Origin of the sequence: Asticcacaulis excentricus CB 48, from assembly GCF_000175215.2 — a bacterium.
Lineage (GTDB): Bacteria > Pseudomonadota > Alphaproteobacteria > Caulobacterales > Caulobacteraceae > Asticcacaulis > Asticcacaulis excentricus.
Genome location: NC_014816.1, coordinates 832591 through 853390 on the forward strand (window position 1 = coordinate 832591; position 20800 = coordinate 853390).

The following is a 20800-nucleotide window of genomic DNA, read 5'->3' on the forward strand; positions in this document are numbered from 1 at the left end:
TGGCCTCGACGGTATTCTAATTAAGGCATGCCGTATGTATCGTTTAGTCAGGCGTCTTCAGTATGCGTACCCCCGACCCGTTTATCGCGCCTGCGTCGTCTTCTGACAGCCGCGTCCAGCCAGCGCCCATTGCGCGCGGAACCACTCCGTCCGAAATCTATACTCCACTCTATTTCTCAGGACTCCGCGGTTTTGCCCAAACCGTGATGCGCCTTATGCGTCGTTTTTGCTGCGGCGTGTAACGGCAGGTTTCCTGCCGCGGCGGGAGGTCCGGATAGCCTCCCGCCGAACTTATTTTAAACCGCGCGATAGTCGGCCTCAATGACGCCCGCCTCCGTCACCTCGGCCTCGTGCTCCGGTTCGCGCACCGTTTCGGCCAGTGCCGCCGCGTACCAGTCCTGCATGGCGGGCAGGGACAGCAGGCGCTCGATATAGGCCTGCGCGGGTGGGTTAAGCGTCAAGCTATAGGTCTGCACACGGAAGGCCACGGGGCAGTAGAAGGCATCCACTGCCGTGAAGGTATCCCCCGCCAGAAACGGCCCGCCAAAGCGGCTCAGGCCTTCGCTAAATAGCGCATCCAGACGGTCGATATTTCGCTGAAGCGCCGGGCTGATCGTGTGCAGTTTCACCCGCAAGCCGCAGGTCATGGTGCAGATGTTGCGCAAGACGGAAAAGCCGGAGTGCATCTCCGCCGCTGCCGAACGGGCAAAGGCGCGCGCCTCACGATTTGCGGGCCACACCCTCGGGTCCGCCTCATAAACATACTCCGCTATGGCCAGTGAGTCCCAGATAGTCAGGCCCTGATCATGCAGAGCGGGCACCAGCGATGACGGCGAAAAGGCTTTAAACTGCACATTCTCACCTATGGGGGTCGAGAAATAATGCAGGTGCTCGGTGAAGGGAATATTCAGCGTTTTCAACAATACCCACGGGCGCAACGACCACGAGGAATAGTTTTTGTTGGCGATATAAAGATCGTACATGCGACACCTCCTTTAATAGGGAGAGTATGGCCGTGCACGCCCAGACCTGGAAGTGGCAAAACTGACGCTGATCGTAAATATGCTGCCAAGCTCCGTCGGCCTTAGCCGAACTGAAAGCCGCTGACTGCGGTGTTTATAGGTTTCAGCGTCTCGTCATAGGTTCGCACGCACGGTGCGTCGCCGGCGGCCCCGGCGGCGACAAACAACGGCACCAGATGGTCTTCGTGCGGATGGGCAACACGCGCGCCGGCTCCCTTTGACCAGTCACGCAACAGGGCGTCGCGGGCCTCACCCGTGTGGGCCGTCAGCGTATCGTTCAGCCAGTCATTAAAATGATGGGAGCCATTGACCGGCTCATAGGCCAGGCTCATGCGGATCAGGGCCTTGAGGTCGTGGAAGCTCATGCCGGAGGCGACGATCAGCACGCCTTCGTCGCGCAGAGGGGCCAGCGCCTTGCCCAGTGCGATGTGCTCCTGCGGATCCCAGTTGCTTTTTATCGACAGTTGCACGACCGGGATGTCGGCATCGGGGTACATCAGTAGGAAGGGTACGAACACGCCGTGGTCATAGTCGCGCACGGCGTCGCGATCGATGGGGATACCTGCCTTTGCCGCCAGGGCAATCACCCGCTCGGCCAGGTCTGGCGATCCGGGGGCGGGGTAGTTCAGCCGGTAGGTATGGTCGGGAAAGCCGTAATAGTCGAACAGCATGCCCGGTTTCGCCTTGGTTTGCACCGTGAAGCGTTCGGTCATCCAGTGGGCGGAGATGACCAGTATGGCCTTCGGGCGTTGCCCCACCTGACGGGGGATGTCGCGCAGATAGTCGCCCATGGCGTCCCACAGGTGCGGCGGGTTCCACTCCATAAAGAAGCACGGGCCGCCGCCGTGCGGGATATAAAGGGTGGGCAGGGGATTTTGCGACGTCATGGGGCACCTGAATAAAATAAAGGGGCGCGGCCGTGACCGCACCCCCGAAAAACGAACCGAAAACCGGTCTTACTTTTTGTTGGCTTCGGCCGTGATGACGAGGTCGATTTCGTCGCTCACCGCCGGGACATAAGCACCCATGCCGAAGTCCGAACGCTTGATTTGGCCCGTGGCGCTGAAACCTGCGGTCTTTACGCCCTTCATGTTGGCACCGATCTTGTTTAACTTGACCGCCAGGGTGACCGGCTTGGTGACGCCGTGGATGGTCAGGTTGCCGGTGACATTGGCCGTGTCTTTACCGGTCACATCGACCTTGGTCGATTTGAAGGTCGCGGTCGGATAGGTGGCCGCGTCAAAAAAGTCTTTCGACTTCAGGTGACCGTCCAGCGCAGCAACGCCGGTGTTCAGACCGTCGATGGCGAAGGTAACTTCGACTGAAGAGGTGGCCGGGGCGGCTTCGTCCAGCACCAGCGTGCCGACGGCGTTCATGAACTTGGCGGTCGGCTTTGAGAAGCCAAAGTGCGTCCACGAGAAGACGACTTCGGTGTGGGTCGCTTCGAGGGCGTAGGTTTCCGGGGCGGCGAAGGCCGGGGTCAGCGAACCGGCGAACAGGGCGGCGGCGATAAAGGTCGATTTGAAGACGTGACGCATGGCGGGCTCCTTTAAGAGAATGATCTGCGATAAACGTAACTATAAGAGTTACGGTTTCGACTGGCAAGAGGGGGACGCGAAAAAATAACGAGACTATTTATTACGACTCGAGGGCGCACAGGTTCACAGTTTCGCCTGAAATTGTCGCTTTTACGTGACAAAGCGCAGCAATCTGCAAGATGTGGGCGTAATTGTGACGGCTGCAACCCTACTGTCATAAGCTTTGGTTAAGCGAAGGTTGTTTTCGTTCTATCGACCCCGCCAAAGGAAACCGTCCATGACCGCTTTGCGCCTTGCCTCCGTTTCTTTTGCCACCCTGATTCTGGCCGCACCGGCTCTGGCTCAAACCCAAACCCAAACCCAAACCGTAACGGGCTCAGGTGAGGCCAACGTGCCGGAAATCGTGGTGACGCTGCAAAAGCGCGAGCAGAAGCTGCTTAACGTGCCAGCAGCGGTGACGGGCCTTAGTGCGTCCTTCCTCACCGATGTTGGTGTCACCGACTTCGCTGAGATGTCTTTGTTCGTGCCGGGCTTTGAGGTCCAGGATCAGTCGCCGAACAACCCCGGTTTTGTGATGCGGGGCATCACCTCCGATTCGGGCGCGGCGACCGGCGAAGCACGCGTTTCGGTGTTTCAGGACGGTGTGTCAATCTCGCGCGCACGCGGGGCCTATGTCGAACTGTTCGACCTCGACCGCGTCGAAGTGGCCAAGGGTCCGCAATCAACCCTGTTCGGGCGCGGCGCTCTGATTGGGGCCGTCAATATCATCCAGGCCAAAGCGAAGCCCGTGCTGGATGGCAAGGCGGCCATCAGCGCGGGTGACTATAATTATCGTATGGCCGATGCAATGGTGAACGTGCCGCTCAGCGACACACTGGCCGTGCGCCTGTCGGGCCGTGCCAAGCACCGCGACGGCTATACCGAAAACCTACTGGGCGGTGAAGACTTCAATGGTCTAGGCAGCGATGCCTTGCGCTTTACCGTCGCCTGGCGTCCGACCGATACCCTGCGTTTCGACCTGATCACCAACTATCAGAAGGATTCGACGCCGGGCACGGGTTTCAAGTCCGGCACCTTTACCCCGACCGACCCGACGACAGGGGCCGTGATCGGCGACCTATCGCCGACCTCCGGCGCGGCTCTGGCCAACGGGGCTGGGTTCAAGAGCCGCGATCTGGGGCTTGAGCGCATTGTTGCCGGCACGACACTTCTGGGCGAATGGCGTCTTTCGGACGCCTATCGCCTGTCGTCGATCAGCGCCTATCGCCGCTTCTCAGCGTCGGAAGTGTTTGACGCCGACGGCATGTCGCTGCCACTGCTCGCCATTGCCGAAGACGCGAAGGGCAAACAGTGGTCTCAGGAACTGCGTCTCAACTACGATGCCGGCGGGGCGCTGTCATGGTTTGCAGGCCTGAGCTACTTCAAGGAAGAGGCCTCGACCGCTGTGCCGATGCAGATCAATGAGCGTCTGGCGGGTCTGTTCTTGGGAAATGCTCTGGCACGCCCGACGCCGCAATCGCCCGCAGTACTGGACGCGACGGCCAATACCGCTTTCGGCGTGTTGTCGCCCTACGTGCTGACCAACCACCGCGAGTCTTCGGTGAGTTTCGGTAAAATAGAGTCGGTTGACGCCTACGCGGATCTCACCTGGCGCGTCACGCCGAAACTCGAACTCAGTGCGGGCGTACGCTACACGCGAGACGACAAGGTGTCCGGCTATGCCGCCTCGGTGGAAACCCCTTCGGCTCTGGCGGCCACCTCTAGCCTGACGCCGGTGATCACCGCCAATGTGCAGGCGCAGGTGACGCAACTGGTGACGCAGTATGTTCAGGCCACCGGCTCCCCGCCATCGCAGGTTCAGATCAACACGTGGACGGCCCAGGTAACGCCGCTGGTCGTGCAGGCCGTCGTCGCCGGAATGCCGCCGGTCGGTATTTTCAAGCAGCCGACACCGGGCAATGGCAACCGCGTCGATCAAACCTTCTCGGACGACGGCGTCACCTATCGTCTGGTGGCGCGCTATGCCTTCAGCGATACGCTCAATGCCTACGTCTCGGCGGCGCGCGGGCGTCAGCCCAAGGTGGTCAGCGGCGATTCGGGCAGCACACCGCTGGCTGCGCCGAAGTTTACCTCTGCCGACGCCGAAATCGTCGATAGCCTCGAACTGGGCCTGAAGATGCGCCTGCTGGACGGTCGCCTGAGCTGGGATACGGCGGTCTATGGCTATAAATACAAAAACTTCCAGACGCAGGTCGCGACCTCGAGCGGCGGCCTTATCACGGTCAGCGCGGGTCAAGCCGACGCCTATGGCCTTGAAACCCAGGCCTACTTCCGCCTGACGCCGGGGGCCGACCTGTTTCTTACATACGCCTACAGCCACGCCCGCTTCGGCAACGGCCTTTATGAAGACAACCGCTTCCGCCTGAACCCGGACCACAGCCTGTCCTTTGGCGGCCGCTTCAAGTTCAGCACGCAAAACGCCCGCTTCTGGTTCACCCCGACCTACACCTGGCAATCGGAAGTCGTCTTTGACGACAATAACGACTTTCCGAAGTATCAGCCGGCGGTGCCGGGCCTGCGTCCGGTGGCTGATACCAAACAGGACGAAAAGCAGGACGCCTATGGCCTCCTAAACCTGCGTCTGGGCTATGCGCCGCTGAACGCCCCGTGGTCGGTCGAAGTCTACGCCGACAACGTCACCGACGAGGCCTATATCAAGGATGCGGGCAATACGGGTGACAATCTCGGTATTGCCACCTTTATCGCCGGCGAACCGCGCATGGTCGGCGTGACGCTGCGCATCAATTACTGAGCTCTCGGGCCTGTGGATAAGCCTGTGAATAAAACTGTCATGCAGGCGCAATAACCCTGTCACCGAAGCGGCTTATGGCCGGTCGTGAACTCATGGCAGGGGACGGCACAGATGAGCGCGACGTATAAGGTAAGCCGCCGCAAGGCACTGATGGCCTTCGGTCTGATGGGGGCGGCGCCGGCCGTCTCCGGGTCCGGTCAGGCGCCGATCAAGGGCGCGCACTTTGCGCACGGCGTGGCGGCGGGCGATCCGTTGAGCGACCGCCTGATCCTGTGGACGCGCGTGTCGGGCCTTGAGGTCGCTACCGAAGTCGTGTGGCAGATCGCCGAACACGCTGATTTCCGCAAGCTGACCGGCACCGGTCGTGTCATCACCGACGCCGGGTGCGACTACACGGTCAAGATCGATGCGCAGGGTCTTAAGGCGGGGCAGATCTACTATTACCGCTTCGTCTGTCAGGGCGTGATCTCACCCGTTGGGCAGGCCAAGACCTTGCCTGTTCAGACCGATCGCGTCGTGCTGGCCGTCGCCTCGTGCTCGCTGTTTTCCAACGGTTACTTCAATGCTTATCGCGCCATTGCCGATCTCAAAGAGGTCGATGCCGTCCTGCACCTGGGCGACTATATCTACGAATACGGCGCGGGACTGAACGACTACGGCATGGGCAATGGCCGCCTGCTGGGCCGCATCCCCGAGCCGCCGCACGAGATCGTCACTCTGGCCGACTACCGCACCCGTCACGCCCAGTACAAGGCCGATACCGACCTTCAGGCGGCGCACGCCCGCGCGGCTTGGATATGCGTCTTTGACGACCACGAAATGTGTAACGACCCGTGGATGCACGGCGCCGAAAACCACCAGCCGGCGACCGAAGGCGACTTCGATGTGCGTAAGGCCGCTGCGCTGAAGGCCTATCGCGAATGGATGCCCATTCGTGACCCGCAGCCGGGTATGCTGTCCGAAGCCATCTACCGCTCCTTCCGTTTCGGGCAACTGGCCGAGCTGTTCATGACAGAGACGCGCTTTTTGGGCCGTACCAAGCAGCTCGACTACCAGAGCGATCTCAAGCGCGATGCGGCAGGCAAGGCCGATTACGCCGCCTTTCGCGCCGAGCTGAACGCGCCCGAACGCGAACTGTTGGGGGCCACGCAGCGCCAGTGGCTTCAGGCTGGCCTGAAGGCCTCAGTGTCCGATGGCGTGCGCTGGCAGGTGTTCGGTAACCAGGTGGTTATGGCCAAGGTCAAGGGCCCGGACCTCAAGGCGCTTTATGGTGAAGAGCGCATCACTGGCATGCTGAAGATGTTACCGCCCAATGTGGCCGGCGTCATCGGGCCGATGATCGACCTGTTCAGCCAGAGCGAAGACCCGCTGCCGCTCAATCTCGATGCCTGGGATGGCTATCCGGCCGAGCGCGAACGCCTCTATGGCCTCATCCGCGAAGCCAAGGCGCGTGTCGTGGTGCTGTCGGGCGACAGCCATCAGGCCTGGGCCAACGAACTGCACGACGCCAAGGGCGAGCGTGTGGCGGTGGAGCTGGGCGTCACGGCAATTTCGAGCCCGACCGTGTGGTTCGACCACCTGCTGCCCAATTTCAGCCTTGCGAAGGTGCTCGCCGATCAGAACGATGAAGTGCTGGCCGCCTCGACCGACCGCAACGGCTTTGTGCGTTTGACCCTGACTCCAGAAACAGCGACAGGTGAGTGGGTGTCGGTTTCGACCATCACCACGCGCGATTATCTGGTCACGGTAGATGGCACCTTCGCCGCCGAGGCTGAGGTCGATGGCGTCGGGCCTTTGAAGGTGATTTCTATCGTCTGATATTAGCTTCGGGCTTGATTGTATTCTGTGCTTGCCCATCTGGGGTGGAGTGCCGCACCGGGCACCTATAAGAGACTGTCCATGACCCAGATACCGCCTGTTTCGATCTATTCGATGACCGTGCCCGTTCTCATCAACGCGATGAAGAACCTGACCCATATCCTCAGCAAGGCCGAGGCCTTCGCCGAAACCAAAAAGATCGACCCGTCAGTGGTCATCGAAGCGCGTCTTGCGCTCGATATGCACCCGCTGCGCCGTCAGATTCAGTCGGTGTCGGATACGGCCAAGGGGGCTGTGGCGCGCCTGACCGGCACGGAGATCCCGTCTATGGCCGACACAGAAACGAGCTTTGCCGAGCTGAAAGACCGTCTGGTCAAGACTATTGCCTATATCGAATCCGTCGATCCGGCCCTGTTTGACGGTGCCGAAAGCCGCGATGTGGTGCTGAAACTGCCGAACCGCGAAATTCCGTTTACGGGCTACAGCTATGTCGTCGGCTTCGTCATCCCCAACCTGTTCTTCCACGTGACGACCGCCTACGCCATCCTGCGCCATTATGGCGTCGAACTGGGCAAGACCGACTATCTGCGCGGCGGGTTGTAAGCACACTTGCCACCCTGCGGGGATGAGTTTAGCCTCCTGTTTTAACAACGGGGGGCTTTTTTCATGCTGTTTCGCAGCACACTCATCGCTTTATGCGCGGCGCTGGCTTTTTCCGGCAACGCGGTGGCGCAGGACGCAACCAACGACGCCGGAAAACCAGAGCTAGATGTGGTGGCTTGCCAGTCGGGGGACAAGGCTGCCGAGGCGAAGGCACAGGCTGTCGCGCAAGCCTTTTCGGCGGCCTTTCAGGCGGCTGACCGGGCTAAAGTTCTTGCGCTGGTGCCGGATATGGAGGCCGTCATGGCCACGGCCCCTGCGCCCTATTACCTCGAGCGCTGCGACGACCACATCAATGTCTACACCAGCAATATGACGGCGGCGCTGATGGTTGGCGTTATGGCCGCAGGTGGCGATAAAGACGGTAAGACCAAGCTCAATATCAATTTGTCGGGGCCGACGCCCTATGCGACCATCGCGCATGGATTGGGCTGGGTCTACGCGGATCGCAAGGACTTTGCGCGGTGCATCACGATACTTGAGGACGGGCTGAAGCGTGATCCGTTCGATGAGGCGATGATCGCCGAGCATCTGTTCTGTCTGGGGCAGGCGGGGCGCAGCGAGGAAACCATCGAAGCGGCCGACAAGCATCTGAACAACTTCATGTTGGGCCTGTCAGATATGGGTAAGGCCGCGATATTGCGTCGCAAGGGCTATGCCCTGATCGAACTCAACCGCTGGGACGAGGCCGAGGCGGCGTACAAGGCGTCGCTAAAACTCGACCCGAAAAATCAGATCGCTAGAAATGAGCTGATCTATATCCAGCAAGTGAAGAAGAAACTTAAGCCGTAACAATATCGAACGGTTCCAGCGCGGCCAGATAGTCGGCGAGGGTTATCTGGCCAAGGCTAGAGCGCGCGCCGGGGGCGGTGGTGCCCCCCTTAGCCAGACGTTCGGCCAACAGAATGGCCGGGACCGAAGGGATTTGCGGCCCGTCGCCATTGCGCGCAATGATGTGCCAGTCGAGGTGTAGCGGTTGTCCGTCCAGTCCCGTGCCCGACAGGACGATGAACATGCCGCCATCGTCGGAGCCCAGCGGATCGAACAGGTCAGCCGCCTTCAGCAGGGGCTTGGCCAGTCTTGCCAACGGAAAAGGAAGCAGCTTCCAGCGCACGCCCCACGACAGGGCCCACAGCCCCAGATGGATAAAACCCAACTCCAGCCCAGCCCCGAAACGGATCGACCGTAAGCCATAGGTGGCGGGCAGAAGGTCGAGATCGGGAATATCGCAATCGCCCATAAGGCGCGGCCCCAGATGGGGGAAGACGTGCCGCCGGAGGCCCTGCCAGCCATAGGCCGTTGGATGCCCGGCAAAGGGTTTAAGCGGTTTTCCCACATAGGACAGGATGGCCGCCGTGGTTGCCAGGCCGCGCTCGGCCCCTTGGCCGGGGCAGATGCCGAAATCGAGCGCCTCAAGTGTCGCAAAGCGGTCGCGGAAATGGTTCAGTACCGCCGAAGACAGGCACGGCACGGTCGAAGCGCCGCTGATGGCCACAATCCCCGCCGCCTTGGCTGCGGCGTCCAGCCGATCAAAGCCCACTACGAAACCTCGCGCATCGGACAGATCGACATAGTGTACCCTCGCCGCGATGCAGGCTTCGGCTACGCCATAGTCAGCGTTCTGATACGGCCCAGCGGTGTGCACCACGACGCTGGGTTTGAGCGTGCGCAGGGCTTCGGACAAACCGCTACTGAGGTCGAAGGCCGCCCATTGCGCCCCAATCGACCGGGCACAGGTTTTGGCCTTACTGGCGTCGCGACCGGCGATGATCACCGGCACGTCACGGCGGATCAGGCCCGCCGCGATGCGCTTGCCGAAATTGCCATAGCCGCCCAGGATCAGCACCTTACCCGTCAAGACGCATCTCCGTCACGCGAAAGGCCCCGCCATAGCTATAGAGTTTACCTAACCACGGGTGGCGCAGTTCCATATACATGCGGAAACAGTCGTCTCCTGTGGCCTCTTCCCACGCATCGCCGCGTCCGGCCAGACCACTTATCGGCAGAGGCATGTCGAGGCCGAACAGTCGCCATACATAGCCGGCGTGTTGCAATCGCACCCGGCCTTCGTGATAGTCGTAATGGGCCTGCCAGCCTATGCCGGTGGCCATATATTCCGTTACGTGGTGCGGGCGTTTCGACACCATGCGCGAGCGGAAGGTAACGGGGGCGCGCCCTGCAAAACGAAAGAGACGCTCAAACACAAAGGCATCGCTGTCGAGTTCGGAGCGGAAATGCACGGTCACCGGCACGGCCTTGCCCTCATAGGGCGTCAACATGCCCGTCGCCCTGATCAGCCATGACAAACGCCGCAGCAGCGGGTGCATCTCGACATCCAGAGTGCCTTCGACGATCACATGATCGCGCGTAAACGGACGGTTGGCATAGTGAGCTTTGAGCGCCGGGGGCAGGGCGTCCCATTGTTCGGCAAAGATGGTGGCGAAGGTGGTGTTCATATCTGCGTCTTTCCAGCCAGTCTGAGGCTGAGATTGCGCCCCGCCCGCAGCAACGCATAGAGCCAGCGCGTGCGGCGCGGCGAGCGGAATATCCAGGCATTGAAATGGTTGAGAAGATTGCTGGTCGACCCTAGAACCGCCAGCCGGTTCAGCGCCTCGGCCCCGTGGTGCCATTGATTGCCATAGACCACGACGATGCCCTGATTGAGGTCAAGCTGACGGGCGCGAATCTCTGTCAGAATGGGGTGATCGGGGTCACCACGCGCATCGAGCGTCTGCAGACGCCCCACGGCCCGATTGATGCGATAGCCCAGAGCGCCGGAGCGGCACAGCACGCAGTCACCATCATAGACAAGCCAGAGAGTATGAGCTTCCTCCCTGATCTCAGGGGAGGTGCGGGGTGTTTTCGCTGACTTGTCCATTCGATCCCCTGCCACTATGACAGGGAGTCTAGGCGCGAAGGGGAGGAGGATCAATGCTCTATCTGTGGGTGAAGTGGGTGCATGTGGTCTCATCGACCATTCTCTTCGGTACCGGCATAGGCACGGCCTTTTTCATGTTTATGGCTAATCGCCGCAAAGAGGTGGCGGGCATCGCCTTTGCTTCCCGCCATGTGGTCATAGCCGATTGGCTGTTCACCACGCCCGCCGTCATCGTGCAGCTTCTCAGCGGTCTGTGGCTGGTGCATTTGGGCGGGCTGGAGCTGTTTGGCGGCTGGGTTCTGGGGGGATTGCTGCTGTATCTCTTTGCCGGGGCCTGCTGGTTGCCGGTGGTGTGGATGCAGATAAGGATGCGCGATCTGGCAAAAGTCGCCTATGCATCGGGTGAGCCCCTGCCGCGGCTCTACTGGATCTATGAGCGGTGGTGGGTGATCCTTGGGGCGTTGGCCTTTCCGGCGATTGTGGTGGTTTTCTATCTGATGGTCGTAAAGCCCTAACCTTGATGTTTGCGCTTTCATGCCCATGTGTGCGTCACACTGGACCTATTGAGGGAAAAGACCATGATCGTTCTGCACACCTGGACCACGCCCAACGGCTTCAAGGCCTCCATCGCCCTCGAAGAAATGGGCCTGCCGTACAAGGTCAGGCCGGTCAATATCGGTGCCGATGAGCAATTCCATCCGGACTTTCTGAAGATCTCCCCCAACAACAAGATCCCGGCCATTGTCGATGAAGACGCGGGCGTCAGCGTCTTTGAAACCGGGGCGATCCTCGTCTATCTGGCCGAAAAAACCGGTAAATTTCTCCCCGCCTCGGGCGAAGCGCGTTACAAGGTGTTGGAATGGCTGAACTGGCAGATGGGCGGGCTGGGGCCGATGTTCGGTCAGTTGGGGCATTTTGCGGTTTTTGCCCCCGAACAGGTGCCCTATGCGCTGAACCGCTATACCAATGAAGCCAAACGCCTATTGGGTGTGCTGGAAACCCAGTTGTCGAAGCACGCCTATGTGGCAGGTGACGACTATACCATCGCCGATATGGCCATCTATCCGTGGATCAATACGCTGCGCACCTTTTATCAGCAGGAAGAACTGCTCGCCGACACGCCGCATATCAAGGCGTGGTTTGATAGGGTGAGCGCGCGCCCGGCGGTGCAAAAGGGTATGACGGTCGGCAAGACCGCCACGTGATTACTCCGCCATCACATCCACATATCCGGCATTGAGGAAATGGATGGCGGCGTCGGGTTCAATTGACAGCAGCAGGCCGCGCTGGCCGGCATTGATATAGATGCGCTCATAAAGCTGCGCCGTCTCGTCGACGGCGGTCGGATGGGTTTTGCGCTGACCGAAGGGGGAGATGCCTCCGACTTTGAAACCCGTGACCTTTTCGGCCTCGGGCACTTTCATCATCTGCGCCGACTTGCCCTTGAAGTGCGCCGCCAGCTTCTTCATCGACACCTCGCCGTCGGACGGTACGACGACGCAGACCCCCTTGCCATCGACCTCGGCCATCAGAGTCTTGAAAGTCTGGGAGGGATCGACACCCAGAGCTTCGGCGGCCTGTAGGCCGACGCGCGATGCGTCCGGGTCGTAGGCATAGGGATGAAGATCAAAGGCGATCCCGGCCTTTTGCAGGGCGGCGGTGGCAGCGGTGGTTTTAGACATGACTAGGTCTCAGCGGCTGAGGAGGTGCATCTTGCAATCCGTCAAAAACGCGGTGACTTCGTCTTCGGTCGTGGCGAAGCTGCACACCAGCCGATAGACGTGCTCCCCGGCCAGAGACCACGGATAGAAGCGGTGCCCGGCGGCCTGCAACGCCTCCGCCAGAGCCGGGGGCAGGGTGACAAAAAGGGCATTGGCGGCCTGAGGATAGACCAGCGCTACCCCCTCAAGCCCGCTCAGTCCTTCGGCCAGACGCTGCGCCAAGCCATTGGCGTGCCGCGCCAGTGTCAGCCATAGATCGTCTTCGATCAGAGCCAGCAGCTGCGCTGAAACAAAGCGCATCTTGGACGGCAACTGCCCCATTCGCTTGTGCCAGTATTCAAAATCGCGGATTAGGGCCGGATTTAAAATTACCACGGCTTCGGCCAGGGCCGCGCCGGCCTTGGTGCCGCCAAACGACAGAATATCCACCCCGGTCACGGCCTCGGCAGGCGATACACCTAAGGCCGCCACTCCGTTGGCCAGCCGCGCCCCGTCCATGTGAATGAGCAGGCCGTGCCGGTCGGCCACGGCCCGCAGCGCGCGCAACTCCTCGACACCATAGACCGTGCCGATCTCGGTTGATTGCGTCAGGCTGATCACCTTCGGGCGCGCAGCATGCGGGGCATGGTCTTGCGACAGGGCGACGATGGCCTCGATGCCTTCGGGCGTCAGCTTGCCCAGCACGTCCGGCGCAATCAGGATTTTGGCCCCGGTGAAGAATTCTGGCAGGCCGCACTCGTCGTTCTGGATATGGGCGTCGCGCGTGGCAATGGTCGCTTCGAACGGCCGCATTATCGAGGCCAGCGCCACGCCATTGGTAGCCGATCCGTTGAAGGTCGGGAAGGCCATCAGGTGCGGATTGCCAAACACTTCGCGCAGGCGGGCAGTGAGGCGCGCGGTGATTTCATCCGCGCCGTAGGAGGCCGCATGACCTTTATTGGCGGCGCTCAGCGCGGCCAGAACGGCGGGGTGCATGGGGGCGGTATTGTCGCTGGCGAACCAGACCATTCGTCACTCTGTCGCAAATTTTGTCCCTCTCTCAAACGCGAGGGAGGGGCTTCATTTCGGGGGCTTTTTCCTCACATACAGCGTCTTGTGCACGCGCGCCACCACTACGCCGGCGTCGTCCACCACATCAACCTCAAATTCCGGCTCCAGTTTGGGCTGGCCGTCGGCCTCTGCGCGGATGCGCGCGATCTCTTCCAGTGAAATGCGGAAAATGGCCGTGACCCGTCCGCGGCCGGGCTTGAGAAAGTCGATGCGCGCCGCCTTGTCCCAGACGATATAGCCGCGCCCCAGATGCGTCATCAGGATGGCCATAAAGAAAGGGTCGCACATCATATAAAGCGAACCGCCGAACTGCGTGCCGACCACATTGCGGTTCCACCAGCGCAGCCTCATCTGCACCTCGATCTCGGTGAAATCGGCGTTGGTGCGCACGACGCGGATGCCCGCCCCGATGAACGGCGGATAATAGTTGATCAGCTTGAAACGTTTGGCAAAGTCGGTCATCACACACCCCGTAGAAGAGGTTTACGTTATCGTCAAAGCGAACGACGCGATAGAATCACCTAGGGTAAGGAAACGGAATAAAATGGCGAATATAGTCATCATCGGGCCTGGCGCGGTCGGTCTGAGCGTCGGGGCTGCCTTGATCGACGCGGGTCATCAGGTGGTGTTTGCCGCCCGGCAGGCCTTCGCGCAGCTTAAGGTCGCCAATGCCGGTGAGATGGCACCGCGCCGTCGCGCGACGGTGGTGACCACACCACACGCGCTCGCGCCCGTCGATTGGGTGTTGTTGTGCGTCAAGGCGCATCAGGTCGAAGGGGCAACAGCGTGGCTCAACGCCACGGTCGGGCCGCAGACCCGTGTCGCCATCCTGCAAAACGGCGTCGAGCATCGTGAGCGGGTCACGCCAGTGGTTCCTGTGGGGACGGTGCTGGTGCCGGTGGTGGTCGATGTTCCGGCAGCACGTTCTGAACCGGGTGTCGCCGAATGGCGGGGACGGGCAGGCTTGCTGACCGCCGATACGCCAGAAGGTCAGGCCTTCTGCGCACTTTTTGCCGGCAGCTTTGTCACGGCGCGCCCGACGCCCGACTATGTGAGCGAAAACTGGAAAAAACTGTGCGTCAACGCGCCGGGCGGAGCCATACTGGCGCTCACGGGACAAACCATGCAGGTCTTCCATCAGCCAGGTATTGCCGAGATTGCGCGCGCCATCCTGAGCGAATGCGTCGCGGTGGGGCGAGCCGAAGGGGCGGAGCTTCCCGACGATCTCATTGAAGCCCAAATGGCGCGGTTTATGGCCGCCGCCCCCGACGATACAAATTCGATGTATGATGACCGCGCCGCCGGACGTGAAACCGAATGGGACGCGCGCAATGCCGTCATCGTGCGCAAAGGGCGTTTGCACGGCCTCCCGACACCCGTCAGCGACCTGATCGTGCCGCTTCTGGCAGCCCAAAAGGTGGGCGTCCCGGGTTGATTATCGGCCCAAAGACGCCGACAAGGAAAGCATGACCGATGCTCCTGCTTTCACGCTGCGTAACCTGATCAAAACCTTCGATCCGTACATCCTGGCCTTGCTGGGTATGGTGGTGCTGGCCTCAATCTTCCCGGTGCGGGGCGACAGCGCCGTGCTGGCTGGCTGGGTCAAGGACGCGGCTATCGTATTACTGTTCTTCCTGCATGGGGCCAAGCTCTCGCGTGAAGCGATCTTTGCAGGTCTGATGGCGTGGAAGGTGCATCTGGTGGTGTTCCTGACCACATTTGCCGTGTTTCCGCTGCTGGGCTTGGGCATACAGACGGCGCTGAAACCTGTAATGGACCCGATGATCCTGTCGGGCGTGCTCTTTCTGTGCCTGCTGCCTTCGACCGTGCAGTCGTCCATCGCCTTCACGGCTATAGCGGGCGGCAATGTGGCAGCCGCGGTGTGCAGCGCTTCTCTGTCCAATATTCTGGGGATTGTAATTACCCCGATACTGGTCGCGGTGTTGATGAAGACGACGGGTGGCGGCGTGTCGTTCGATTCGATCATTGAGATTGCCCTGCAACTGCTGCTGCCCTTCGTGGTCGGGCACCTGATGCGCCCGTGGCTGAAGGGCTATCTCGACAGACACAAAACGCTGGTCGGGCGAGTTGATCGCGGGTCGATCCTGCTGGTCGTCTACACGGCCTTTTCGGCCTCGGTGGTCGAAGGTCTGTGGTCGAAGGTGGGCTTAAGCGATCTGGGCCTGATCTTCGTTATTGGGGCCGGGCTGCTGGCGTTGGTCATGGGGGGCACCTGGTGGATTTCCGGGCGCTTGGGCCTTAGCCACGAAGACCGTGTGGTCGTGCTGTTCTGTGGATCCAAAAAGTCGCTGGCCTCGGGCGTGCCGATGGCGGGGACGCTGTTTCCGGCCGCCGTGCTGGGGCCGGTTCTGTTGCCGGTGATGCTGTTCCATCAGTTGCAACTGATCGTCTGCGCATTTCTCGCTCCGCGCCTAAAGATCAAAAACGCCTAAACGCGCCTTTTGTTCGAACCTTAGCTCAGCCTGTAGCGGCCACGGCGAGACCTTATGCTGTTGTGTCTACCATTGGCCTCCAACCGCAAAAGGAGAGGACCATGCTGATCAAGGACGTCATGAGCCGGGACATCAAGATTATCCGCCCGGATACCCCGTTAGCCGTTGCGGCGCGGCTGATGCGCGATTGTGACTGCGGCTATCTGCCCGTGGGCGAAGACGACCGGCTACAAGGGGCCGTCACTGACAGGGACATCGTGGTGCGCGGTCTGGCCGAGGGCTTAAGCCCGGACGCCCAGGTGTCCGAAGTGATGACCGATCGCATCGTCTGTTGTTTGGAGAGCGACCATGTCGACGTCGCGGCACGCCACATGAAGGCCGAGCAGATCCGCCGCCTCTGCGTACTCGATGTCAATCGTCGTATCGTCGGCGTCTTGTCTATCGGCGATATTGCGCGCGTCACCGAAGACCGGGACCTGACCGGCAGCATTGAAAACGCTGTGGCCGAAGATACGGTGGCCGCCTAATGCCCGTTCGTGATGATTTGATCCGCGATGACACCTCAACCGCCCCGATGCGCAACAATATTCTGGCCCTGCTCGATGACTTGATCGACACGGCGAACAACACCCTGCGCGTTGTCACCTATGAGCAGGTCAAACCGGCTTTGCTTGGGTATCTGGAGGCGCACCCGGCTGAAGGTGAGCGCAACATGCAGCACGCGGCCGACATCCGCCGTCTGATCGGCGAAATCGGCGACACCTCAATTCACTCCGAACGCTGGACGGCGCACGCTGGCGAATTGCGCTATGCGGTGAATGAATATCTGCGGGAAGAGGATCGCGCCTAGAGCGCAACCTGGCGTGTGGTGATTTAGCTAGAGACAACATTTTCCTTTAGCGCCTCCCTTGATTTCAGGGGAGGCGCTTGGATAATGATTCTGAGCAAAACCCTCTTTTTATCAACCGCAACCTAACCCCACAGCGCCGGTTCGGGTGGTTCTAACATCGAACCGGTTATCTTCAGCCCGTGCTCGCGGTCTTTGGCGAGCAGCAGTGGCCCGTCCAGATCGACGAAGTCTGCGCCCTGCGCCACAATCATGGCCGGAGCCATGCTGAGCGAGGTGGCAACCATACAGCCGACCATGATCCTCAGCCCCTTGCCCTGCGCCGCCTGTTTTAGCGCCAAAGCCTCGGTCAAGCCGCCGGTCTTGTCGAGCTTGATATTGACCGCATCATAGAGCCGGGCGCAGCGTTCCAGCTCAACGCGCGTATGCAGGCTTTCGTCGGCGCATAGCGGCACGGGGCATTTGTAGCCTTCCAGTGCATCGTCTTCACCGGCCTTCAACGGCTGTTCGATCAGCACGACGCCCAGGCGTTGCAGTTCGGGTGCCAGGGCCTTGAGGCTATCGAGTGTCAGGCCTTCGTTGGCATCGACGATAAGGCGCGTTCTAGGCGCATTGCGCCTCACGGCCTCCACGCGGGCCAAGTCATCAGGCCCGCCGATTTTCAGCTTGAGCAGCGGGCGTCGGGCATTTGCGGCGGCCTGCGCCCCCATGGCTTCCGGCGTATCGAGGCTCAGCGTATAGGCGGTCTTAAGCGGGCTGAAGGTGTGTAGGCCCGCCGTCTGCCACGCCGGAACACCCGACGCCTTGGCGCGCAAATCCCACAGGGCACAATCGAGCGCATTGGCGGCAGCCCCTGTGAGAGCGGGTATTTGCCCGGCTTCGATGGCGGGGCGTGCGGCGTCCAGCGCCGCCAGCGCACCCTCGACCGTTTCGCCATAACGCGCATAAGGAACGGCTTCGCCGCGGCCCGTGTGGAGGCCATCCGTTACCTCGATATAGAGGACGTGCGCTTCGGTCTTGGAGCCGCGGGCAATGGTGAAGCGCCCGGCAATGGGCCAGGCTTCGGAGCGACAGGTTAGGCGCATCAAATGAGGTCGCTGATGGCGGCGTCGAACAGCAGATAGGTGCGGCCCGTTGGGGTGGCCAGTATCTCCGTCAGGGCACCACGTGGATCACGGGTGAGCAGAGCGATATTGAGCTGCTGGTCGTAGAAGGTAACAAATTCCTGCGCCTGATCGCGCAGACTGGCGTCGGTAGTCAGGCGGCGGCTGAGGCGGCGAATGGCCGCCGGGGCAATGCGACGCAGGACCAGCCGTGCGCCTTCATTGTCTTCGGCGACGATGGCGGCGATGATCTCTTCGAGGCGCGAGCGATTGAGCAAAGCCTGCGCATCGACGCCCATTGAGGCGACTTCGGCAATCATCAGGTCATCGAGATTGTCTGCGCCGCCGGGCTCCATCGGGGCGGGGGCGGGTTCAGGACGGGCGGGCGTGGCACGCGGGCTGGTTTCGCGGCCATCCATTCCATTCAGCAGGTCGCGCCATGATAGGCCGCTGGGGGGGCGCGACGCCGACGGGGTGGCAGAGACCGGGCGGGGCGTATCGAGCGGTGCTTCCAGCGGGTCGAGTGCACGGCGCGGGCGTTCAGGGCGCGCAGGTGTTCGCGGTTCCGGCGTCGCGACGCGTGGGCTTGTGCTGTCGCGCGGACGCTCAAAGCGCTCCACATAGGGGTTGGGGGCAGGCGGTGCGGTCGGCAGGGGCTGGGAAGAAATGACCCCCATCAGTCGCACGGCCTCGGTCAGCATGTCGTAATTGCGCTTGACCCGCTCCTGGAACGCCTGGTCGACGCTTTCCGTTTCCAGCGCCGCCTTGCGCGCCGCTTCGGTCATGGCCAGAAGACCGTCTTCGACCGCGCGGCGGATTTCCTCCAGCCGCGACTTGGCCTGCAGCGGCAGTTCGTCGGCGCGCGCGTTGAGGTCGCTCAGCGCCGCCTCCACTTGCTTGATGCCATCACGTGCGTGGCCGAAGGCGTTGTCGAGACGATCCGCGGCGGTCAGGCCCGCCTCATCAATCAGGGCGGCGGAATCCTCGATCAGGCGACGCGCCGAACTGAAGCGTGCATCAAACGCCTCATCGGCTTTCTTGCCCGCTTCGAAGAGTGACTCGTTGAGGCGATCGACGCGTACCTGGGCCGTCTGAGCGGCATCAGCGGCAGCGCGGCGGGCGTCCTCTGCGGCGAGGTTAAGCTGCTCCAACGCGCGTCTCGTCTCGTTGATAAGTTCATCGCGTGCATCGGCGGCCATGACCGAGATGTTGGACAAGGTCGAATGAATGCGCGTTTCAAAGGCCGTACGCTCGTTCTCAGCGCCGTTGAGCACCTGACGGAACTGTTCCTGCGCGTGCAGCACCAAATCGCGCAGGGTATCGACGCCGCGCGACGAGCTTTCGCCGAGTTCGATCGTGGCGTTTCGCGTCACGCTGAGCGCTTCGGACAGTTGCGCGCGCTGGTTTTCCAGATGGACGGCGAAGTCTTCCTGATCGGCACGCAGCGACAGAGCGGCGGAGACCAGCCCGGCGCGCTGCTGCCCCAGGCCTTCCTCGACGCTGCGGATCTGATCGGCCACGCCGGCCCCGGCGGTTTCCAGACGCAAGGTTTGACGATCCAGGTCTTCGGCGACCGTGCGGGCCGTATTGTGAGTATCAGCGGCTACGGAGGCGAGGTCGGCAGCTCGCGCCGCCAGTGCGGCTTCGGCTTCGCGCAACTGTGTCTGAGCCAGATCGGAGGCATCGGCGACCATGCGCGCCTGACGGTCCACGGCCTCGATAACCCCGCGCGCCTGTTCATCGAGTTGCACGCCCATATCCATCGCCGCCTGCCGCTCAAGCGACAGGGCTCCGGTGATGGTCTGCGTTGATTGCCGCGCCTGCTCGGCGGCGGCCAGCATGGACTCGGTTTCAACCTTCATGCGTAGGCTGAGTTCGTTAAGGTCGTTGTGCGCCACGCGCACGGCACGCACCGCCTGTTCGACCTGCTGACGCAGCGATTCGACCAGAGCGGTCGTCTGGGTCGCGGCAATGGCGGCGGGGGCGACCATGGCGTCGGCCAGCGCCGCCGTGCGGCGGGCTTCGCGCGACAGGGCGGCAGCGTGGCGCAGCGCAAAGGCCGTGGCGACGATCAGTCCGATGGGGAACAGGGCCAGCGCCCCCAGAATCACCACGCGGAAGGGCTGGAGCGTAAAGGCGGAGATATGGGTTTCTGCCCCCAGAATAAATGCGGTCAGACACATAGCCCAACCCAAGCTAATAACCGTCACCCCGCCCCAGAAGGGGACGGGCGAGCCGCCTGACACCTTCATGATGCCGTCGGGCTTAACTTCGACGGGGCTGACCGGCGCGGTTGCGGGCTCGGCCTTGCGGTGCGAGGTAAGGGCGGACGGCGTCTCGCCGTGGGTCGGCGGCGGCAGGGGGGCGTGCAGCGGAGCCTCAATCGCCTCGACGGGTGGCGGGGCCGGTTGAGGCTCTAGGGCCGCATGGGATTCCAGTGGTTGGTCGAACAGGTCGTCCACGGGCGCGGGCTCAAGATCACGGGGCGCGGGCTCAACATCACGGGGCGCGGGCTCAACCTCACGCGCGGCCTCCGTCGTGTCGGGCAGCACGTCGTGCGTCGGTTCGCTGTCCGAGCGCGCATGGCTTAGGCGCGCGGTCGAAGGAATGTCGAGATCGTCCGTATCCGCGTCCGTGTTGGCAGTCTCGACGTTCACAGTCTCAGGTGCCGTATCTTCGGCTGGCGTATCGTCCTCAAACAGCGGGCGTAGTCTAGATTTGCGCCCCCGCGTCTCGGAAGACGAGAGGTTCAGAGGGGGACGAATGCGAGATTTCATAGAATACTGTCCTGCGCCAGGGTCTTTACCACCGGAAAGCCGGGTTCTCCCGTGAGGCGAACGCTAGCCGCAGATCATTGATAACGCAAATGGTTTAGCGCGGTAGAAGTGAGGATGTTTA

At 61.6% G+C, this 20800-nt stretch carries 21 protein-coding genes; 10 read left to right on the forward strand and 11 right to left on the reverse strand.

Annotation, left to right across the window (positions count from 1 at the left end):
• Nucleotides 1-296: 296 nt before the first annotated feature.
• From ASTEX_RS03890 to ASTEX_RS03900, 3 genes are all read right to left on the reverse strand, one after another.
• On the reverse strand, nt 297-983 hold the full coding sequence (locus ASTEX_RS03890) for a glutathione S-transferase family protein (RefSeq protein ID WP_013478305.1): 687 nt from the start codon (nt 981-983) through the stop codon (nt 297-299).
• Between the two features lie 101 nt (nt 984-1084).
• Nucleotides 1085-1909, reverse strand: coding sequence for a DODA-type extradiol aromatic ring-opening family dioxygenase (locus ASTEX_RS03895; protein ID WP_013478306.1), 825 nt, complete (start codon nt 1907-1909; stop codon nt 1085-1087).
• Between the two features lie 69 nt (nt 1910-1978).
• Nucleotides 1979-2560, reverse strand: coding sequence for a YceI family protein (locus ASTEX_RS03900; RefSeq protein ID WP_013478307.1), 582 nt, complete (start codon nt 2558-2560; stop codon nt 1979-1981).
• 277 nt (nt 2561-2837) lie between these two features.
• On the opposite strand from ASTEX_RS03900, the gene ASTEX_RS03905 reads away from it, so the two are divergent.
• The 4 genes from ASTEX_RS03905 to ASTEX_RS03920 all read left to right on the forward strand — a co-directional run bounded on the left by ASTEX_RS03905 (nt 2838) and on the right by ASTEX_RS03920 (nt 8642).
• Nucleotides 2838-5372, forward strand: coding sequence for a TonB-dependent receptor (locus ASTEX_RS03905; RefSeq protein ID WP_013478308.1), 2535 nt, complete (start codon nt 2838-2840; stop codon nt 5370-5372).
• 111 nt (nt 5373-5483) lie between these two features.
• On the forward strand, nt 5484-7190 hold the full coding sequence (locus ASTEX_RS03910; RefSeq protein ID WP_013478309.1) for an alkaline phosphatase D family protein: 1707 nt from the start codon (nt 5484-5486) through the stop codon (nt 7188-7190).
• Between the two features lie 81 nt (nt 7191-7271).
• Nucleotides 7272-7793, forward strand: a complete 522-nt coding sequence (locus ASTEX_RS03915) for a DUF1993 domain-containing protein (RefSeq protein ID WP_013478310.1) — start codon at nt 7272-7274, stop codon at nt 7791-7793.
• A gap of 63 nt (nt 7794-7856) precedes the next feature.
• The gene (locus ASTEX_RS03920) at nt 7857-8642 is read left to right on the forward strand and encodes a tetratricopeptide repeat protein (RefSeq protein ID WP_013478311.1); all 786 of its coding nucleotides are present in this window, start codon (nt 7857-7859) and stop codon (nt 8640-8642) included.
• Here ASTEX_RS03920 and ASTEX_RS03925 read toward each other — a convergent pair.
• From ASTEX_RS03925 to ASTEX_RS03935, 3 genes are read right to left on the reverse strand one after another with little or no spacing between them, the layout of a single operon-like run.
• Nucleotides 8632-9708 carry a saccharopine dehydrogenase family protein gene (locus tag ASTEX_RS03925; protein ID WP_013478312.1) on the reverse strand — a complete coding sequence of 359 codons (1077 nt, stop codon included), beginning with the start codon at nt 9706-9708 and terminating at the stop codon, nt 8632-8634. The genes ASTEX_RS03920 and ASTEX_RS03925 overlap by 11 nt on opposite strands.
• Entirely contained in the window at nt 9698-10306 is a 609-nt protein-coding gene (locus ASTEX_RS03930) for a DUF4166 domain-containing protein (protein ID WP_013478313.1), read from the reverse strand. The genes ASTEX_RS03925 and ASTEX_RS03930 overlap by 11 nt, the downstream gene beginning before the upstream one ends.
• Nucleotides 10303-10728: a DCC1-like thiol-disulfide oxidoreductase family protein gene (locus tag ASTEX_RS03935; RefSeq protein WP_013478314.1), complete on the reverse strand. Its 426-nt coding sequence runs from the start codon at nt 10726-10728 to the stop codon at nt 10303-10305. Before ASTEX_RS03935 ends, ASTEX_RS03930 begins: the two co-directional genes overlap by 4 nt.
• 53 nt (nt 10729-10781) lie before the next feature.
• Here ASTEX_RS03935 and ASTEX_RS03940 point away from each other — a divergent pair, with 53 nt between their 5' ends.
• Together ASTEX_RS03940 and ASTEX_RS03945 are read left to right on the forward strand one after the other, a co-directional pair.
• Complete coding sequence (locus ASTEX_RS03940) at nt 10782-11243, forward strand: DUF2269 family protein (RefSeq protein WP_013478315.1); 462 nt, start codon at nt 10782-10784, stop codon at nt 11241-11243.
• Between the two features lie 63 nt (nt 11244-11306).
• A complete protein-coding gene (locus ASTEX_RS03945) occupies nt 11307-11933 on the forward strand; it encodes a glutathione S-transferase family protein (RefSeq protein ID WP_013478316.1) in 627 nt (208 codons plus the stop codon).
• On the opposite strand, the gene ybaK is transcribed toward ASTEX_RS03945, so the two are convergent.
• Genes ybaK through ASTEX_RS03960 form a run of 3 tightly spaced genes read right to left on the reverse strand, consistent with a single transcriptional unit; the run spans nt 11934 to nt 13961 of the window.
• Nucleotides 11934-12410 (reverse strand): Cys-tRNA(Pro) deacylase, encoded by a 477-nt coding sequence (gene ybaK / locus ASTEX_RS03950; protein WP_013478317.1) that lies wholly within the window; start codon nt 12408-12410, stop codon nt 11934-11936. It lies immediately after the preceding gene.
• Between the two features lie 9 nt (nt 12411-12419).
• On the reverse strand, nt 12420-13457 hold the full coding sequence (locus ASTEX_RS03955; RefSeq protein ID WP_013478318.1) for a threonine aldolase family protein: 1038 nt from the start codon (nt 13455-13457) through the stop codon (nt 12420-12422).
• Nucleotides 13458-13508: 51 nt separating this feature from the next.
• Nucleotides 13509-13961: a DUF4442 domain-containing protein gene (locus tag ASTEX_RS03960; protein ID WP_013478319.1), complete on the reverse strand. Its 453-nt coding sequence runs from the start codon at nt 13959-13961 to the stop codon at nt 13509-13511.
• An 82-nt stretch (nt 13962-14043) separates the two neighbouring features.
• On the opposite strand from ASTEX_RS03960, the gene ASTEX_RS03965 reads away from it, so the two are divergent.
• The 4 genes from ASTEX_RS03965 to ASTEX_RS03980 all read left to right on the forward strand — a co-directional run bounded on the left by ASTEX_RS03965 (nt 14044) and on the right by ASTEX_RS03980 (nt 16802).
• Nucleotides 14044-14934, forward strand: coding sequence for a 2-dehydropantoate 2-reductase (locus ASTEX_RS03965; RefSeq protein ID WP_013478320.1), 891 nt, complete (start codon nt 14044-14046; stop codon nt 14932-14934).
• Between the two features lie 31 nt (nt 14935-14965).
• A complete protein-coding gene (locus tag ASTEX_RS03970; protein WP_013478321.1) occupies nt 14966-15952 on the forward strand; it encodes a bile acid:sodium symporter family protein in 987 nt (328 codons plus the stop codon).
• Nucleotides 15953-16053: 101 nt separating this feature from the next.
• A complete protein-coding gene (locus ASTEX_RS03975; RefSeq protein WP_013478322.1) occupies nt 16054-16479 on the forward strand; it encodes a CBS domain-containing protein in 426 nt (141 codons plus the stop codon).
• Nucleotides 16479-16802, forward strand: coding sequence for a hypothetical protein (locus ASTEX_RS03980; protein ID WP_013478323.1), 324 nt, complete (start codon nt 16479-16481; stop codon nt 16800-16802). The genes ASTEX_RS03975 and ASTEX_RS03980 overlap by 1 nt, the downstream gene beginning before the upstream one ends.
• 122 nt (nt 16803-16924) lie before the next feature.
• Here ASTEX_RS03980 and dgcA read toward each other — a convergent pair whose 3' ends face one another.
• Nucleotides 16925-17884 carry an N-acetyl-D-Glu racemase DgcA gene (gene dgcA / locus ASTEX_RS03985; RefSeq protein WP_013478324.1) on the reverse strand — a complete coding sequence of 320 codons (960 nt, stop codon included), beginning with the start codon at nt 17882-17884 and terminating at the stop codon, nt 16925-16927.
• Nucleotides 17884-20679 carry a hypothetical protein gene (locus ASTEX_RS03990; protein ID WP_013478325.1) on the reverse strand — a complete coding sequence of 932 codons (2796 nt, stop codon included), beginning with the start codon at nt 20677-20679 and terminating at the stop codon, nt 17884-17886. Before ASTEX_RS03990 ends, dgcA begins: the two co-directional genes overlap by 1 nt.
• Nucleotides 20680-20800: the final 121 nt, after the last annotated feature.

Bases quoted from the DNA above. Each gene is read 5' to 3' on its own strand.
- ASTEX_RS03975 (WP_013478322.1), top strand. From the start codon at position 16,054: ATGCTGATCAAGGACGTCATGAGCCGGGACATCAAGATTATCCGCCCG.
- dgcA (WP_013478324.1), bottom strand. From the start codon at position 17,884: ATGCGCCTAACCTGTCGCTCCGAAGCCTGGCCCATTGCCGGGCGCTTC.
- ASTEX_RS03990 (WP_013478325.1), bottom strand. From the start codon at position 20,679: ATGAAATCTCGCATTCGTCCCCCTCTGAACCTCTCGTCTTCCGAGACG.
- ASTEX_RS03910 (WP_013478309.1), top strand. From the start codon at position 5,484: ATGAGCGCGACGTATAAGGTAAGCCGCCGCAAGGCACTGATGGCCTTC.
- ASTEX_RS03945 (WP_013478316.1), top strand. From the start codon at position 11,307: ATGATCGTTCTGCACACCTGGACCACGCCCAACGGCTTCAAGGCCTCC.
- ASTEX_RS03920 (WP_013478311.1), top strand. From the start codon at position 7,857: ATGCTGTTTCGCAGCACACTCATCGCTTTATGCGCGGCGCTGGCTTTT.
- ASTEX_RS03960 (WP_013478319.1), bottom strand. From the start codon at position 13,961: ATGACCGACTTTGCCAAACGTTTCAAGCTGATCAACTATTATCCGCCG.
- ASTEX_RS03955 (WP_013478318.1), bottom strand. From the start codon at position 13,457: ATGGTCTGGTTCGCCAGCGACAATACCGCCCCCATGCACCCCGCCGTT.
- ASTEX_RS03935 (WP_013478314.1), bottom strand. From the start codon at position 10,728: ATGGACAAGTCAGCGAAAACACCCCGCACCTCCCCTGAGATCAGGGAG.
- ybaK (WP_013478317.1), bottom strand. From the start codon at position 12,410: ATGTCTAAAACCACCGCTGCCACCGCCGCCCTGCAAAAGGCCGGGATC.
- ASTEX_RS03895 (WP_013478306.1), bottom strand. From the start codon at position 1,909: ATGACGTCGCAAAATCCCCTGCCCACCCTTTATATCCCGCACGGCGGC.
- ASTEX_RS03940 (WP_013478315.1), top strand. From the start codon at position 10,782: ATGCTCTATCTGTGGGTGAAGTGGGTGCATGTGGTCTCATCGACCATT.
- ASTEX_RS03890 (WP_013478305.1), bottom strand. From the start codon at position 983: ATGTACGATCTTTATATCGCCAACAAAAACTATTCCTCGTGGTCGTTG.
- ASTEX_RS03980 (WP_013478323.1), top strand. From the start codon at position 16,479: ATGCCCGTTCGTGATGATTTGATCCGCGATGACACCTCAACCGCCCCG.
- ASTEX_RS03930 (WP_013478313.1), bottom strand. From the start codon at position 10,306: ATGAACACCACCTTCGCCACCATCTTTGCCGAACAATGGGACGCCCTG.
- ASTEX_RS03900 (WP_013478307.1), bottom strand. From the start codon at position 2,560: ATGCGTCACGTCTTCAAATCGACCTTTATCGCCGCCGCCCTGTTCGCC.
- ASTEX_RS03905 (WP_013478308.1), top strand. From the start codon at position 2,838: ATGACCGCTTTGCGCCTTGCCTCCGTTTCTTTTGCCACCCTGATTCTG.
- ASTEX_RS03970 (WP_013478321.1), top strand. From the start codon at position 14,966: ATGACCGATGCTCCTGCTTTCACGCTGCGTAACCTGATCAAAACCTTC.
- ASTEX_RS03965 (WP_013478320.1), top strand. From the start codon at position 14,044: ATGGCGAATATAGTCATCATCGGGCCTGGCGCGGTCGGTCTGAGCGTC.
- ASTEX_RS03915 (WP_013478310.1), top strand. From the start codon at position 7,272: ATGACCCAGATACCGCCTGTTTCGATCTATTCGATGACCGTGCCCGTT.